Source organism: Micromonospora sp. NPDC048871, from assembly GCF_043198155.1.
Taxonomy (GTDB): domain Bacteria; phylum Actinomycetota; class Actinomycetes; order Mycobacteriales; family Micromonosporaceae; genus Micromonospora.
Genome location: NZ_JBICUM010000020.1, coordinates 21,845 through 38,066, shown reverse-complemented (window position 1 = coordinate 38,066; position 16,222 = coordinate 21,845). Strand labels below are relative to the sequence as shown.

12 protein-coding genes are annotated in these 16,222 nt (G+C 72.0%); 3 read left to right on the top strand and 9 right to left on the bottom strand.

What is annotated here, in order from left to right; all coding sequences use genetic code 11:
• Positions 1-157 precede the first annotated feature (157 nt).
• The 3 genes from ACGFIK_RS26680 to ACGFIK_RS26670 all read left to right on the top strand — a co-directional run bounded on the left by ACGFIK_RS26680 (position 158) and on the right by ACGFIK_RS26670 (position 6,010).
• Entirely contained in the window at positions 158-3,502 is a 3,345-nt protein-coding gene (locus ACGFIK_RS26680) for a ThuA domain-containing protein (RefSeq protein ID WP_393341970.1), read from the top strand.
• 76 nt (positions 3,503-3,578) lie between these two features.
• Complete coding sequence (locus tag ACGFIK_RS26675) at positions 3,579-4,664, top strand: sugar phosphate isomerase/epimerase family protein (protein ID WP_327024578.1); 1,086 nt, start codon at positions 3,579-3,581, stop codon at positions 4,662-4,664.
• 167 nt (positions 4,665-4,831) lie between these two features.
• On the top strand, positions 4,832-6,010 hold the full coding sequence (locus ACGFIK_RS26670; RefSeq protein WP_327024577.1) for an ROK family transcriptional regulator: 1,179 nt from the start codon (positions 4,832-4,834) through the stop codon (positions 6,008-6,010).
• A 99-nt stretch (positions 6,011-6,109) separates the two neighbouring features.
• Here ACGFIK_RS26670 and ACGFIK_RS26665 read toward each other — a convergent pair whose 3' ends face one another.
• The 9 genes from ACGFIK_RS26665 to ACGFIK_RS26625 form a co-directional block, all read right to left on the bottom strand.
• Positions 6,110-7,117, bottom strand: a complete 1,008-nt coding sequence (locus ACGFIK_RS26665; protein ID WP_327024576.1) for a sugar phosphate isomerase/epimerase family protein — start codon at positions 7,115-7,117, stop codon at positions 6,110-6,112.
• 286 nt (positions 7,118-7,403) lie between these two features.
• Positions 7,404-8,786, bottom strand: coding sequence for an alkaline phosphatase family protein (locus tag ACGFIK_RS26660; protein WP_327024575.1), 1,383 nt, complete (start codon positions 8,784-8,786; stop codon positions 7,404-7,406).
• The gene (gene eboE / locus ACGFIK_RS26655) at positions 8,783-9,970 is read right to left on the bottom strand and encodes a metabolite traffic protein EboE (protein WP_327024574.1); all 1,188 of its coding nucleotides are present in this window, start codon (positions 9,968-9,970) and stop codon (positions 8,783-8,785) included. Before eboE ends, ACGFIK_RS26660 begins: the two co-directional genes overlap by 4 nt.
• On the bottom strand, positions 9,970-10,821 hold the full coding sequence (locus ACGFIK_RS26650; RefSeq protein ID WP_327024573.1) for a TatD family hydrolase: 852 nt from the start codon (positions 10,819-10,821) through the stop codon (positions 9,970-9,972). Before ACGFIK_RS26650 ends, eboE begins: the two co-directional genes overlap by 1 nt.
• Positions 10,821-11,438, bottom strand: coding sequence for an EboA domain-containing protein (locus ACGFIK_RS26645; RefSeq protein ID WP_327024572.1), 618 nt, complete (start codon positions 11,436-11,438; stop codon positions 10,821-10,823). Before ACGFIK_RS26645 ends, ACGFIK_RS26650 begins: the two co-directional genes overlap by 1 nt.
• A gap of 35 nt (positions 11,439-11,473) precedes the next feature.
• Complete coding sequence (locus ACGFIK_RS26640) at positions 11,474-12,466, bottom strand: sugar phosphate isomerase/epimerase family protein (protein WP_327024571.1); 993 nt, start codon at positions 12,464-12,466, stop codon at positions 11,474-11,476.
• On the bottom strand, positions 12,463-13,398 hold the full coding sequence (locus tag ACGFIK_RS26635) for an SCO3242 family prenyltransferase (protein ID WP_327024570.1): 936 nt from the start codon (positions 13,396-13,398) through the stop codon (positions 12,463-12,465). Before ACGFIK_RS26635 ends, ACGFIK_RS26640 begins: the two co-directional genes overlap by 4 nt.
• Entirely contained in the window at positions 13,395-14,543 is a 1,149-nt protein-coding gene (locus ACGFIK_RS26630) for an inositol-3-phosphate synthase (RefSeq protein WP_327024569.1), read from the bottom strand. The genes ACGFIK_RS26635 and ACGFIK_RS26630 overlap by 4 nt, the downstream gene beginning before the upstream one ends.
• A gap of 453 nt (positions 14,544-14,996) precedes the next feature.
• A complete protein-coding gene (locus tag ACGFIK_RS26625) occupies positions 14,997-16,172 on the bottom strand; it encodes a Gfo/Idh/MocA family protein (RefSeq protein WP_393341993.1) in 1,176 nt (391 codons plus the stop codon).
• Positions 16,173-16,222 lie beyond the last annotated feature (50 nt).

Below are 16,222 nucleotides of genomic sequence, written 5' to 3'. Positions count from 1 at the left end.
CGGCGATTTCGCGGGAACTTCTGCCTCCAACCTCTTCTCTTTATCGTCTGCCGCAAATATCGTCCTCGTTAGACCTGGCCAGGCTCGTTTGGTAACCCCCCAACCGCCTCGGCACCGCGTGTGCCGGGGCGGAGCTGACCGATCAGAGCGAGGTTCGATGCGCAGACCGTTGGGCCGCAGAGCCCTCACCTATCTGAGTCTCCTCACCCTCGTCGGCGCGACACTCGTCGCGACCGGGACCCGGCACACGGCAGCGGCGCAGGCCGCACCGGTGGCGGACGGAGCAACAACGACCAACAACGGCATCCAGTACAAGGTGCTCGTCTTCACCCGATCGGCCGACGGCACCCACCCGGCCACGGCGGCCGGTGTCGACGCCATCCGGCAGCTCGGCAAGCAACGACGGTTCACCGTGGACGTCACCGATGACGCCCGCAGGTTCCGCGAGCCGCACCTGAAGCAGTTCCGCGCCGTGGTGTTCCTGAACACCTCCGGCGATGTGCTCGACGACGCTCAACGAGCCGCGTTCGAGAAGTACTACCGCGCCGGTGGCGGCTTCGTCGGCGTGCACTCGGCGATCGAGGCGGAGCCGGGCTGGAGCTTCCTCGACGAGGTCCTCGGCACCCGCGCCGTCGGCGCGGCGACGCCGGCCAGCGCCGCCACGGTGACCGTGGCCGACCGGGTGCACCCGGCCTCGGCCGCGCTGCCCGAGCGGTGGACCACGACCGACCGGTGGTACAACTTCGCGGCCAACGTCCGAGGCTTCTCGCACGTCCTGGCGACGGTGGACGAGAAGACGTACGCCGGCGGCAGCATGGGTTTCGACCACCCCATCACCTGGTGCAAGGACTACCAGGGCGGCCGCTCGTTCTACACCGGACTCGGCGCAACCCCGGAAAGCTTCAGCGGCACTGACCTGCGCGCTCATCTGGGCGGCGCGATCCAGTGGGCGGCCGGCGTCACCGACGGCGACTGTGGCGCGACCGTGCTGGCCAACTACCAGATGACGGTGATCGGCGCGCAGCCCAACGTCAACGAGCCGATCGGCTTCGACGTGCTGCCCGACGGGCGGGTCATCCAGACCGACCGACGTGGCGGCGTACGGCTGCACGAGCCGGACGGTAACCGCACCACCCTGCTGGCCCAGATCCCGGTCTACACCCACAGCGAGGACGGGATGTACGGCCCGGCGATCGACAAGGACTTCGCCACCAACAGGTGGGTCTACCTGTTCTACGCCCCACCGGGCGACACTCCCACCGGCGCGGCGCCGACGACCAGCACCAACCCCAACGCCTGGGACAACTGGAAGGGCTACTTCCAGCTGTCGCGGTTCAAGTTCGTCGACGGCGAGAACCCCTCGCTCGACCTGAGCACCGAGCAGAAGATCATGCAGGTGCCGGTGGACCGGGGTGCCTGCTGTCACGTCGGAGGGGACATCGCCTTCGACTCGGAGAACAATCTGTGGCTGGTCACCGGGGACGACACCCCGGCCGGCGGCGGTGGTTCGGGCGGCTTCTCCCCGCACAACGACTCGGTGAGCGCGAGCGGGATCTACCAGGCGCCGTTCGTGGACGCCCGGCGCAGCTCCGCCAACACCAACGACCTGCGGGGCAAGATCCTGCGGATCAAGGTCCAGGCGGACGGCAGCTACACCATCCCCGAGGGGAACCTCTTCCCCGAGGCGCAGGACCCGGGTGACAAGACCCGACCGGAGATCTACGCGATGGGGCTGCGCAACCCGTTCCGGATCACCCTGGACAAGAATGACGTCGCCTACATCACCGACTACTCCCCCGACTCCTCGACCGCCACGGTCGGGCGGGGGCCGGCGGGCACCGGCCGGATGATGGTCGTCGACAAGCCCGCGAACTACGGCTGGCCGATGTGCGTACAGCCGGACCTGCCGTACTTCGAGATGAACTGGACCACGAGCCCGATCTCGCCGATCGCGCCGTTCGACTGCGCGGCGCCGAAGAACACCTCCCGGCACAACACCGGCCTGGTGGACCTGCCGCCGGTGGAGAAGTCGGAGCTCTGGTACTCCTTCCAGGCCCCGACGCCCTGCCCGGAGTCCTACCTGTCCACTCCCACCCAGACCTGTCCGGTGCTCTTCCCGGAGCTCGGCACCGGCGGTGTGGGTCCGCACGGCGCGGCGAAGTACGACTACGACCCGGAGCTGAGGTCGGAGACGAAGTTCCCCGCGTACTACGACGGCGCGATCTTCTTCGGCGAGTTCACCCGGGACTACCTGCGGGAGGTCCGGCTCGACTCGCAGGGCGGCGTCCTGAAGATCAACGATCTGTTGAGCTGCGGCGGAGGCCCGGTCACACCGGCCAAGCCGTTCCTCTGCGACAACCCGATGGACATGATGTGGGGCCCCGACGGCAACTTCTACCTGCTGACGTACGGGGACGGGTTCTTCAACATCAACCCGGACGCGGCGATGGTGAAGTTCAGCTACGTCAAGGGCCTGCGGGCGCCGACGGCCGTGCTGAACGCGACCCCGACCAACGGGCAGGCCCCGTTGACGGTGGCCTTCTCCAGTGACGGGTCACGCGACCCGGACCCGGCGGACTCCATCTCGTACGCCTGGGACTTCGACGGCAACGGCACGACCGACTCCGTCGACCCGAACCCCTCGTTCACGTACACCAGCAACGGCGTCTACACGGCGCGGCTGACGGTGACCGACTCCAGCGGCAAGACCGCAACGGCGAACACCACCATCACGGTCGGCAACACCGCCCCGACGGTCCGGGTGGACGTACCGATCGAGGGTGGGTTCTTCAGCTGGGGTGACGACATCCCCTGGTCGGTGACGGTCACCGACCCGGAAGACGGCCCGATCGACTGCTCGAAGGTGGAGGTGACCTTCGTCCTCGGCCACGACGACCACGGTCATGGGGAGGCGAACCAGCTCGGTTGTTCCGGGGTGCTGCCCACGCTCGCCGACGACGCCTCGCACGGCGGCTACATCTACGGCGTGATCAGCGCGACCTACACCGACAACGGCGCCAACGGTCAGCCGCCGCTGACCACCATCGGTCAGCAGGTCATCCAGGACAAGTTGCAGCAGGTGGAGTTCGCCCGCAACCAGTCCGGCACCACGGTCGGCAACACCGCGGACGCCGGCGGCGGGCAGCAACGCGGCAGCCTCGACAACGGTGACTGGATCGCCGTCAACGGCACGGTCAACCTGCGGAACATCGACTCGGTGACCCTGCGTACCTCCGGTGGTAGCGCGGCCACGGCCGGGCAGCCACGGTTCAACGTCGAGTTCCGCCGGGACTCGCCGACCGGTCCGCTGCTGACCACCGCCACGGTCAACGCGACCACCGGCAACAACGCCTTCACCAGCACCAGCGTGCCGATCACCGACCCCGGTGACACCTTCCGGCTCTACCTGGTGTTCACCCCGGTTCCGGGCGGCCCGGCCGGCGGCTTCGGCAACCTCAACTGGGTGCAGTTCAACGGCCAGGGCATCGGCCTGACCCCGTAGGCACCATCCGGCTGGGGTCGTCACCCGGCGACCCCAGCCATCTCACCGGTAACACCACCGAGAAAGGCAGTACGACATGAGCGACAGTCAGCACGGATTGAGCCGGCGTCGGATCCTCGGCGCCTTCGCCGGGGTCGCCGGCGCGGCGGCCGTCGGCGCCGCCGGCTTCGGCTCCGCCGCCGTGGCCAACGGCAAGGGCAACGGCAACGGGGTGCTCGTCCCGCCGGGCAAGCGGGGCATCATCCTGTACAGCGTCCGGGACCGGATCAGCGCCGCCCCGGACACCAGCGGGGTGCCGTACGGCTTCGAGCGGGTGCTCGGCCGGCTCGCCGAGATCGGCTACAAGGAGGTCGAGTTCGCCGGCTACAACCAGCACACGAGCATCCTGGGCCGGCAGATCACCCCGACGGAGATCCGGAAGATCCTGGACGACAACGGGCTGCGCGCCAACGGCTCACACGCCTCGATCCCCGGCACGGTCACGCCGGACACCATCGCCGCGTTCGAGCGGACCCTCGACACCGCCGAGATCCTCGGCATGCAGCACATCGGCACCGGCAGCGACCCGACGAACAGCAACTACAAGGCCGACTGGGACGCCGCCGCCGACCGGTGGAACCTGTTCGGTGAGATGGCCCGCGCCCGTGGGCTGAAGCTGTACACGCACAACCACGACGCGGCGTACAACTTCCTGCTCGACAGCGGGCCGCTGGACGGGCTGGGCCGACCCACCCGGTCCTCCGGCATCCGCAAGCTGGAGTACTTCTTCGACAGGACCGAGGCCGACAAGGTCTTCTTCGAGATGGACATCTACTGGGCGCACGTGGCCCAGCACCGCTTCCGCGCCTACACCGACCCGGACGGCAACCTGCAGACCGACGTCTTCGACCCGCTGGCCACGGTGGCGACCCGGACCATGCGGTTCCCGCTGTTCCACGCGAAGGACGGCGCGTTCAACCCGAACGTCGCGGCCGGGTACGAGATGGTGCCGCTCGGCCAGGGCGACATCGACTACGGCAACTTCTTCGCCAACATGGGCGCCAAGGGCTACCACAACCCGATGTGGGAGCAGGACAACGCGCCGGGCGGGGCCGCCGACCCGGGCCGTTCGCTGCGCTACGCCGAGGTGAGCTACCAGCACATGTCGGGTCTGCGGGGCTGACGGACCGGACATGCGGGAGACCGTGGACACGGTGCCGGCGGGCGTGCCCGCCGTGCCGGCACCGCCCGCGGTGACACCCCCGGGGCCGCATCCGTCACCGGATGCGGCCCCGGGCGCTACAGGCTGGAAACACCCACATGGGAGACTTCGGACGGGAGGTGTTGGTGATGACGCTCGTCCGACCAGAGAATCCGCAGCAGGCGAGACTGGTCCGACTGTTACGCGACGACGGCCCCCGCTCCCGGGTGGAGTTGGGCGACCTCCTGGGGTTGTCCCGCTCGACCCTCACCACCGAGTTGGATCGGCTCGTCGCCCGCGGGCTGGTAGAGACCGCCGGGCAGGCCGCCTCCCGGGGCGGACGCCGGTCCTCGCTGCTGCGTCTGGCGGCCCGGGTGCGATTCGCCAGCGTCGTCGTGGCGGCCGACCGGATCAGCGTGGCGCTGACCGACGGTGAGCTCAACGTGCTGGCCGAGACCGGTGAACCGGCGGAGGTTCGGGGCGGGCCGGAACCGGTGATCGCCCGCGCCGTCGAACTGGTCGAGAAGCTTCGCGCCGAACTCGGCGTCGCCGAACTCACCGGGGTCGGCATCGCGCTGCCCGGGCCGGTCGACGACGGCAGCTCGGTCGCGCCGGCCGTGCTGCCCGGCTGGCAGCGGTTCCCGGTCCGGGACGCCTTCGCCACCGAGTTGGGCTGTCCGGCGCTGGTCGACAACGACGCGAACGTGCTCGCCCTCGGTGAACAGCACGCCGGCATCGGCCGGACCTTCGACGACTTCCTGTACCTGAAGCTCGGCACCGCGATCGGCTGCGGCCTGGTGCTCAACGGCTCCCTCTACCGGGGGGCGACGAGCAGCGCCGGCGACATCGCCCACCTGCCGCTCGGTGAGGACGGGCCGGTCTGCGCCTGCGGTGAGTTCGGCTGCCTGGAGGCGTACTGCGGTGACGCGGGGCTGATCCGGGCGGCGTCGGCGGCTGCCCGCGGTGGCCGGTCGGAGTTGCTGGCGGCCCGGCTGGCCGAGACGGGCACCCTGACCGTGCCGGACATCGCCTCGGCGGCGACCGCCGGTGATCCCGCCGCCCAGGCGCTGGTCCGTGACGCGGCCCGCCGGGTGGGGCGGGTGCTAGTCGGCCTGGTCAGCTTCTTCAACCCGGGCATCGTGGTGATCGGCGGGGCACCGGACGGGCTCGGGCACATCCTGCTCTCCGAGATCCGCGGGGTGGTCTACCGCCGATCCGCGCCGCTGGCCACCGGGACGATGCCGGTGGTCCTCTCCGACCTGGCCGACCGGGCCGCCCTGGTGGGTGCGGCCCGGCTGGCCAGCGATCACGTCTTCACCTCGGGCTGAGGGCGTCGGCACAGCCGCCGGTGCGGCCCTTCACCGTCCGGCGTGGTCGGCGTACCCCCTGAGGGGCCCGGGTGGTCGCCGGGCCCCTCAGGGATCTGCTCAGTCCTTGCTGCTGAACGCCGCGTCGAAGGCGGCGGCGGGGGCGTCGAAAGCTAGCCGGCGGACGAACTGAAGGGCCTCGGGGGCACCGGCCAGGCGGTCCATGCCGGCGTCCTCCCACTCGATCGAGATCGGGCCGTCGTAGCCGATCGCGTTGAGGGCCCGGAAGCAGTCCTCCCACGGCACGTCACCGTGGCCGGTGGAGACGAAGTCCCAGCCGCGCCGCAGGTCCGCCCAGGGCAGGTGGGAGGCCAGCCGGCCCCGCCGCCCGTCGCCGGTACGCACCTTGGCGTCCTTGCAGTCGACGTGGTAGATCCGGTCGGCGAAGTCGAAGATGAAGTTGACCGGGTCCAGCTCCTGCCAGACGAAGTGCGAGGGGTCCCAGTTCAGGCCGAAGGCGGGCCGGTGGTCGATCGCCTCCAGGGTCCGCTTGGTGGTGTAGTAGTCGTAGGCGATCTCGCTGGGGTGCACCTCGTGGGCGAACCGCACCCCCACCTCGTCGAAGACGTCGAGGATCGGGTTCCACCGGTCGGCGAAGTCCTGGTAGCCGCGTTCGATCATCGCGGGCGGCACCGGGGGGAACATCGCCAGGGTGTGCCAGATCGACGAGCCGGTGAAGCCGACGACCGTGTTGACGCCGAGCTTGGCCGCCGCCCGGGCGGTGTCCTTGATCTCCGCGGCGGCCCGCTGGCGTACCCCTTCGGGCTCACCGTCGCCCCAGATCCGGGCGGGCAGGATGCCCTGGTGCCGCTCGTCGATCGGATGATCGCAGACCGCCTGGCCGACCAGGTGGTTGGAGATCGTGAAGACCTGGAGGTTGTGCTTGGCCAGGGTCTCCCGCTTGCGCTCGATGTACGAGTCGTCCGCGAGGGCCTTGTCGACCTCGAAGTGGTCGCCCCAGCAGGCCAGCTCCAGACCGTCGTAGCCCCACTCGGCGGCGAGCCGGCACACCTCGTCGAACGGAAGGTCGGCCCACTGGCCGGTGAACAGCGTGATCGGTCGCGCCATCAGTCCTTTTCCCCTGTCGTGGTGAGGGGGATTCCGTACCTGCGTGACCGGGGCGAGGGATGCCGGAGACGGCGGCCTGGAGGGGGTGCCGGTGGGCGTGGTCAGCCTGGGGCCGACGGGTTGCGCCTCCCGTCGACTCACCGGCCACCTCGCGGTCGCCGTCTTCACTCTAGGCCCGTCACCCGCGCCACAAAAGGCCCTGTCGTTCGCCCGTGTTAAGAGGGGGCCCCTGTACCACGCCAGGCGTTAACAAGGGGCCCTTCCTTACATCGCTACGGGAGGGCACTTACCCCAACCCGGCGAGCTCCAGCAGCAGCCCCTTCACCTCGGTGGCGGCGATGCGCTCCCGGGCCAGGGCAGGGTCGGAGCAGAGCAGCACCGGGCCGTCGGCCGGGTCGGCCGGCAACCGCCCGTGCGAGCCGCGTACCGCCCGGGCCCCGGCGTCCAGCCCGACCACACTCATCAGGTACCGCAGGCCCAGCTTCTTGCGGGCCAACGCGGCGGCCGCCCGCCGCTTGGCCGCTGCGGGAGCGGCCGGGTCGAAGAACAGTTCCGCCGGGTCGTACCCGGGTTTGCGGTGGATCTCGACCAGCCGGGCGAAGTCCGGGGCAAGCTTGTCCTCCAGCCAGTAGTAGTAGGTGAACCAGGCGTCCGGCTCGGCCACCAGCACCAGCTCACCGGCGCGGGGATGGTCCAGCCCGTGCGCCGCCTTGCCCTCGGCGTCGAGCACCTCGGCCACCCCGGGCAGCCCGGCGCAGAGCTTCGCCACCGCCGCCAGGTCCGCCGGGTCGCGTACGTAGACGTGGGCCACCTGATGGTCGGCTACCGCGAAGGCCCGGGAGGTCCAGGGGTCCAGGTACTCCATGCCGGCCTGGGTGTGCACCCGCAGCAGCCCTTCGGCGCGCAGCAGCCGGTTGACGTCCACCGGGCGGGAGACCTCGGTGATGCCGTACTCGGAGAGCACCACCACGGTGGTGTCCCGGGCCTGGGCGGCGTCCAGCAGGGGGGCCAGCACCCCGTCCAGTTCGGTCGCCGCGGCGGCGGCCTGGGGCGCCGACGGGCCGAAGCGTTGCAGGTCGTAGTCCAGGTGCGGCACGTAGACCAGGGTCAGGTCGGGCGACTTTTCGGTGAGGATCTGCTCGGCGGCCCGGCAGATCCAACTGGACGAGGGCAGACCCGCCCCGGGCCCCCAGTAGGTGAACAGCGGGAAGGTGCCCAGCCGGGCGGTCAGCTCGTCGTGCAGCTGCGGCGGGTCGGTGTAGCAGTCCGGCTCCTTGCGACCGTCCGCGTAGTAGATCGGTCGCGGGGTGACCGTCCAGTCGACGTCCGCGCCCATCGCGTACCACCAGCAGACGTTGGCCACGGTGTAGTCGCCGCGTACCCGCCGGGCGGCCTGCCAGATCTTGTCCCCGCCGACCAGGGCGTTGTGCTGCCGCCAGAGCAGCACCTCACCGAGGTCGCGGAAGTACCAGCCGTTGCCGACGATGCCGTGTTCGGTGGGCAGGGCACCGGTGAGGAAGGTCGACTGCACCGAGCAGGTCACCGCCGGCAGCACCGTACCCAGCTCGGCGCGGAACCCGGTGTCGGCCACCGCGCGCAGCCGGGGCATGTGGGCCAGCAGACGCGGGGTCAGCCCCACCACGTCCAGCACCAGAAGTTTGCGACTCATGCCGATACCGTTTCGGTCGGGGTCAGCCCGAGGGCGACCAGTTCGTCGCGGGCGAAGGCCAGCTCGGCGGCGATCCCGGCGGCCAACTCCGCGTCGGTGTCCGGGCGCCGCGCGGCCGGCAGCACCCCCCAGGTGTACGTCTCGACGTCCAGGTGGTCGCAGCCGGCCTCGGCTGCGGTGAAGAGTGCGGCCAGCGCGGCGCGCAGCACCGGCAGGGTCGCGTTCAGCGGTGGTTCGGGTGGGGCGTGCAACGGTACGTGGTAGTGCACCCGCCACGGGCCGGGCAGCCCGGCGTCGAGGGCCAGGTCCAGGTCGTCGGCGGCCCACCGGGGATCCGCCGGGTCGTCGACCCCGGCGCAGCCGGCGGTACGGGTCTGGTGCAGGAACCGCGGCTCTACCCAGCGGCGCAGCGCCTCCGGGTCGGCGGCCGGGTCGATCGCCTCCAGGGCGGCCGACACCTGCACCTTCACCACCGGCACCCCGGCGGTGGCCAGCCGGTCCAGGGCGGCGGTCGGCTCCTCCCAGGCACAGGCTAGATGGGCCAGATCCAGGCAGACTCCCAGGCGCTCGGGGTCCGTCCCGGACAAGGCCGTCACCGCCTGGGCGCTGCTCTCGATCACGCAGCCGGGCTCCGGCTCGAACCCCACCCGGATGGTGCGGCCGGTGTCCCGTTCGACGGCGGCCAGCCCGGCGGCGAGCTGGTCCAGGCGCCGCCGGGCCTGCTCGGCCCGGTCACCGTCCCAGGGGGTACGCCAGGCCAACGGCAGGGTGGAGATCGAGCCTCGGTCGGCGTCCTCGGGCAGCAGGTCGGCCAGCACCCGGGCCAGGTTAAGGGTGTACTCCAGCCGCTGCCGGGTGGTCCAGTCCGGCTGGTAGACCGCCCCCTTGACCACGGGTGCCTGGAAGGCCGCGTACGGGAAACCGTTGAGGGTGACCACTTCCAGCCCGCGTACGGTCAACTCGGTGCGCAACCGGCGACGGGCCTGCGGGTCGGCGGCCAGTTCGGCGGCGACCGGGGCGGCCAGCCACAGGCCCAGGCCGAGCAGGTCGGCGCCGAGTGCCGTGCGGACCGGCACCGCGTAGCGGTCCAGTTGGGCGAGGATGCCGGCGAACTCCTCGGCGGGATGCACATTGGTGCAGTAGCCCAGGTGGACGGTGCGCCCGCCGGCATGTCGTAGTCGCATCAGCTGCCGCCGCGCATGATCGAGTTGCCGGCGAAGGTCTGCTCCGCGTCATCCTCGTCGCGCAGGTCCAGCCGACCCGACTGCCCGTAGAACTCGACCGGGTTACGCCAGAGCACCCGGTCCACGTCGTCGTCGGTGAACCCGGCGGCCAGCATCGCGTCCCCGGTGGCCCGGGTCAGCAGGGGATCCGAGCGGCCCCAGTCGGCAGCGGAGTTGACCAGCATCCGCTCGGTGCCGTACGCCTTGAGCAGTTCCACCATCCGGGGCGGGGACATCTTGGTGTCCGGATAGATGGAGAAGCCCAGCCAGCAGCCGGTGTCCCGGACCTGCTTCACGGTCACCTCGTTGAGGTGGTCGACCACCACCCGACCCGGGTCGATGCCGGACTCGGCGACCACGGCCAAGGTGCGATCCACCCCCCGGGCCTTGTCCCGGTGCGGGGTGTGCACCAGGGCCGGCAGGTCATGCGCCACGGCCAGGGCCAGTTGGGCGGCGAAGGCCGCGTCCTCCTCCGGGGTCATCGAGTCGTACCCGATCTCACCGACCGCTACCACCCCGTCCTTCTCCAGGTAGCGGGGCAGCACGTCCAGCACCGGCCGGCAGCGCGGGTCGTTGGCCTCCTTGGGGTTGAGCGCGACCGTGGCGTGGTGACGTATCCCGAACTGTCCGGCCCGGAAGGGCTCCCAGCCGACCAGGGAGTCGAAGTAGTCCGTGAAGGACCCGACATTGGTGCGGGGCTGGCCCAGCCAGAAGGCCGGCTCCACCAGTGCCCGTACCCCGGCGGCGGCCATCCGCTCGTAGTCGTCCGTGGTGCGGGACGTCATGTGGATGTGCGGGTCGAAGATGCGCATCACGCCTCCCTGTGGTGCGGTCGACTGGCGGCGGTCAGCCGGTCCAGCAGCGCCGTGGCGTCCTCGGGCATGCTGCGCCCGGCGGCCTGCCGTTCGGCGGCCAGCCCGGCCAGCATCACCGCCAGTTCCCCGTCGGCGCGGGTGTCGAGGTCGGCCACCACGGCCAGGGGTACCCCGGTGAAGACGCACTTGAGCACCGCCTGCCGCCAGGTCGGCGGGTCCAGATGCGTCGCGTACGGGCCCAGGGCGGCGGCGATCAGCCGGGTGTCGTTGGTACGCAGGGCGTCGTGCAGCAGGGGTATCCCGGCCGTACCGATCGGCAGCAGTGGCAGTGCCTTGAGCACGGCCCTTTTCTCGGCGGCGTCCCCGGTGCAGTAGAGCGCCTCGGCGTGGGTGGCGTGCTCGGCCGGCAGGTGGGCCAGCAGCAGGGCCCGAGCGGCCTCGTCGGCGGTCCAGCCGGGCAGGTCGGGCAGCTCGGCCCGGCCGCAACGCCGACCGACCGCCGGGAAGAACCTCGTGATCGCCGAGGGCTGTGCCGCGACACCGTGCAGGGCCGCCGTCAGCCAGTCCGGATCAGGTAGGCCCCGCAGGGCCGCCCGCAGGTCGTCCGATCTCATCGCCGTCCTCACCCCTTTCTCCGTGCCATCCGTCGTCAGGCCTGGCTCGTGTTCCGGCTGTGGTTGTCGCCTGTCGCTGCACCCTCGTCACCGCAGGTCCGTGTCATCCCCGCGCGCCGCGTAGGAAGGTCCTCCGGCGGGTCGGCCCGCTCCGCTGCGCCAGCCGTCGATGCGGCCGTGGCGCGGCGGAGGTGGTCCAGGGATCGGGCGGCCACCGCCGGTGCGGCGTGGGAGTGGCGGGGCAGCTCGACCGCGACCAGGCCCCGGTAGTCGACCTCGCGCAGGGCGGCCAGCACCGGCGGGAAGTCGATCTCGCCCTGGCCGAACTCCAGGTGCTCGTGCACCCCCCGGCGCATGTCGTCGATCTGCACGTTGACCAGGTGCGTACCGACCTCGCGGACGCAGTCGGGCACGGGCAGCGACTCCAGGCAGCGACAGTGTCCGATGTCCAGGGTGATGCCCAGGCAGGCCGGTGCGCCCAGATCCGCGTACAGCCGACGCCAGTCGGCGATGTCCTCGACCAGCATGCCCGGCTCGGGCTCGAACCCCAGCGTCACCCCGGCCCGGTCGGCCGCCTCGACCACCCTGGTGCAGCCGGCCAGCAACCGGTTCCAGGCCAGGGTCGGCGGGACCGCCTCGGGGCGTACCCCGGCCCAGAAGGAGACCGCCTCGGCTCCCAGGTCGGCGCCGATGGTCACCGCCCGGCGCAGGAACTCCACCCGCAGCGCGGCGTCGTCGTGCAGCAGGGTCGGAGCGTGCTTGTGCCACCGGTCCAGCAGGTAGCGCGCCCCGGTCTCGATCACCACGGCGAGGCCGAGTTCGGACAGCCGACGTCGGACGGCATCCACCCGCCGGGCCAGTTCCGGGGCGAAGGGGTCGAGGTGGTCGTGGTCCAGGGTCAGCGCCACCCCTACGTAACCCAGGTCGGCGATGACCGCCAGGGCGTCGTCGAGCCGGTGGTTGGCGAAGCCGTTCGTGCCGTACCCGAAGCGCAGGCCGTCGGAAGCGCCGGAGGCGGGTGCGGTCATGTCGGGGAGACCTTCCGGGCCAGCCGTCGGCCCAGCGGCGCCGCCGCCGCCACGGCCGCCCCGAGCAGACCGGCTCCGGCCCGGGCGGTCAGGGCGCCCTGCAAGGCGGGCAGGCTGGTGATGCCGGCACCGACGGCCCGGCGCACCCGACCGGCGGTGGGTTCGGCGACCACCCGGGCCTGCGCGGCACCGTAGCGGGCGGCGTACCACCCGGCGAGGACGGCCGGCAGCGCCGCAGCGACGACCCCGACCGCACGGCGGCCGGCACCGAAGCGCTCGCCGCAGTGGCCGTCCGCCCGCCGCGCAGCGGGGTCTGCGGAACGCGGGCCGGGCGGTACCGCGGCGCTCGCCGCGACCAGGGCGGTGCCGGCCAGGGTACGCAGCGGCAGAGCCCGGTCAGCGCCGTCGACCTCGCGGCGGGACAGGGCGGTGACCGTCCAGGTGTGTGCGGCCACGGTCACCGCCGCCGGCAGGGCCCGGACCGGACGGCCACCGGCGGCACCCAGCAACACGTCCAGCCCTCGGCAGGCGGCCATCACGGCGGGACCGGCGGCGGTGTTCTTGGCGAGCAGGTCGTACCCCCAGATGGTGGCGGCCAGGGGCACGGCGACCGCGGCGGCGCGGCGTCCCCCGGCGGCGGCGGCCAGCCCGACGCCCGCGGCGGTCAGGCCGGCGGCCAGGCCGACCGCCAGGCCGGGACTGACCCGTCCGCTGGGGATGGGGCGCTCCGGGCGTTCGGTCGCGTCCAACCCCCGGTCGGCCCAGTCGTTGGCGGCCATGCCGGCCCAGTAGAGCAGCACCGAGGCGGTCGCCAGAGCGGGCGTACGCGGCCCCAGTGCACCGGCCGCGGCGGCACCGGCGACCACGTCCCCGGGCACCGAGAGGGCGGCCGGGGCCCGGACCAGTTCCAGCAGGTCAGCCACGCGGGTCATCGGGTGCCTCCGGAGTGCAGTCCTCGGGCGAACTCGCACAGCCGGGTCCACTGGTCGGCCAGGGAGTGGGTGCCCTCGCCGAGGGGGTCCTTGAAGAAGAAGGCCAACTCGGTCAGGGGCCCGGTACGCCCGGCGGCGTGCGCGGCGGCGGTGAGCCGGGCCAGGTCGAGCACGAGGGGGGCGGCCAACGCCGAGTCACAGCCGTGCCAGGTGAACTCCAGTCGCATGCCGGTGCCCAGGAACCCGGCGAAGGTGATCAGATCCCAGGCGGTCTTGAAGTCGCCCAACTCCTCGACGTAGTCGATGCGGGTCTCCCCCTGCGGCAGGTAGCCCAGGGTCTCGCCGAGCACCCGCTGCTTGCTGCGTACCTTGGCGGCGTTGGCGGCCGGGTCGGCCAGGGTGGCCCCGTCTCCCCCGCCCAGCAGGTTGACCCCGGACCAGGAGCGCACCTGCAGGTTGCGCACCGCGAACATCGGGGCCAGTACGGACTTGAGCAGGGTCTCCCCGGTCTTGCCGTCATGCCCGGCGTACGGCACCCGGTGCTGTTCGGCCAACGCGCCCAGCCCGGGCAGCCGCAACCCGGTCGACGGGGTGAAGTCGACATACGGGCAGCCGGCCCTCACGGCCGCGTACCCGTACAGCGAGCTGGGCGGCAGCACCTCCTCGGGGCCGGTCATGGCGGCCCCGAGGGCGGCCGGGTCGGCGTGGGCGGGATGCGACTCGGGGGCCGGTTCGGTGGCGGCCACGTTGATCACCACTACCCGGGCCAGCCGGTGCCGGTCGCGGAACTCGGTGAGGTCGCGGACCATCGCGGCGGCCCGGTCGGCCTGGCTGCCCTCGGTGGGGGCGGGCCGCAACTCCTGCTCGACCGCGGCTAGTTCCTCCGGCAGGGCGGCGACCAGGCGGGCGGGCAGCACCCCGGCCGCGGCCAGGGTCTCGGCCCGCTTGGCCAGCGGGGTGGCGACCACGTCGTGTCCGCCGAAGACCAGGTCGGAGAAGGCCGGCAGGGCGGGGCCGCCCACCGCAGGCAGTTCGGTGACGCACCCGGTCGGGGCGGTCAGCCCGGCCCGCAGCGCGAGCGCCCCCACGATGCTGGTGGTCGCGACCGAGCCGCGCGCACCCACCAGCCAGACACCCGTACGCATGGTGCTCCTTCCCGGTCGTTGCACCGTGTGTTGCGCCCCGTCCGCCGTCCGCTCCGGTGCGTATCACCGGCCGGCGCCGACGTCGGCGGCGTCACCACCGGTCCGGCGACGCGGAGCGGTACGGACGGACGGGGCTGGCAGGCGGCGGCGGTCGGCGTCTCGCCGCTGCCTGCCTGCATCCGGCCGGTACCCATGGCAAGGCGACCAGCCGGACGACGAGGTGAGAAATCCTGGGTGGGAGCCCCGGGGGTTCCTGGGGCTCGTCGGGGATGGATGGTCGGGCGGCGGCCCTCCGGTGCGGCCGGGGAATCCCGGTCCGGCCGCTCCGGAGGAACCGCATTGCTCGTGCCACCGGGCCGGGTGGCCCGTCGGCACGATCTCCGGTACCCGACCCGTTCCGGCCGCGGGGCGCAACCGCGGACGGCCCTCGCCGGTCGGGTACCGAAGGTGGCTCTAGACGGTGGCCGTCGCCAACGTCGGCTCCACGGTGGTCCACGCCGAGCCTGCCTCGGCCGACCGGACCACCGCGTCCAGCACCAGTTGCACCTGCAACGCCTCGACGAAGGACGGACTGGGGTCGGCCCCGGTCGCCACCGCCTCGATGAAGTCGCGCATCTGGTGGGTGAAGGAGTGCTCGTACCCGATGATGTGCCCCGGCGGCCACCAGGCCGACAGGTACGGGTGCTCGCCCTCGGTCACCAGGATCCGGCTGAAGCCCTGCTCGGCGGCGGGTCGCGTCGCGTCGTAGTACTCCAGCTCGTTGAGTCGTTCCAGGTCGAAGGCGACCGTGCCGAGCGACCCGTTGATCTCCACCCGGAGCGCGTTCTTGCGTCCGGTGGCGAACCGGGTCGCCTCGTAGGTGGCCAGCGCCCCGCCGTCGAGGCGGGCTACGAAGATCGCCGCGTCGTCGACGGTGACCGGTCCGGTGGCGGCGCTGCCGCCGTCGGTCTGGGCCGCCAACCCGCTGGACTCGCTCGGCAGCGGCCGTTCCTTGACGAAGGTCTCCGTCACCGCGCTGACCCCGGCGATCTGCTGGCCGGTGACGTACTGGGTGAGGTCGATGATGTGTGCCCCGATGTCACCCAGTGCGCCGGAGCCGGACACCTCCTTACGCAGCCGCCAGACCAGCGGGAACTGCGGGTCCACGATCCAGTCCTGCAGGTAGCTGGCCCGCACGTGCCGGATCTCGCCGAGCCGCCCCTCGGCGACCAGCTGACGCATCAGCGCCACCGCGGGCACCCGCCGGTAGTTGAACCCGCACATCGAGCGTGCCCCGCCGGCCCGGGCGGTGGCCGCCGCAGCGGCCATCTCCTGGGCCTCGGCGACCGTGTTGGCCAGCGGCTTCTCGCACAGTACGTGCTTGCCGGCGGCCAGCGCGGCCAGGGCGATCTCGGCGTGGCTGTCACCCGGTGTGCAGATGTCCACCACGTCGATGTCCGGTCGGGCCACCAGCTCCCGCCAGTCCGTGGTGTGCTCCTCCCAGCCGAGCCGGTCGGCGGCCTCGGCCACCTTCCCGGCGTCCCGGCCGCAGATGAGCGCCATCCGGGCCCGCGCCGGCAGGTCGAACACCCGGTTCACGGTGCGCCACGCCTGTGAGTGGGCGGCGCCCATGAACGCGTAGCCGACCATGCCGACCCGCAGTTCTTTGTCGTTCGTGGACAAGGTTGGGTCTCCCCCCG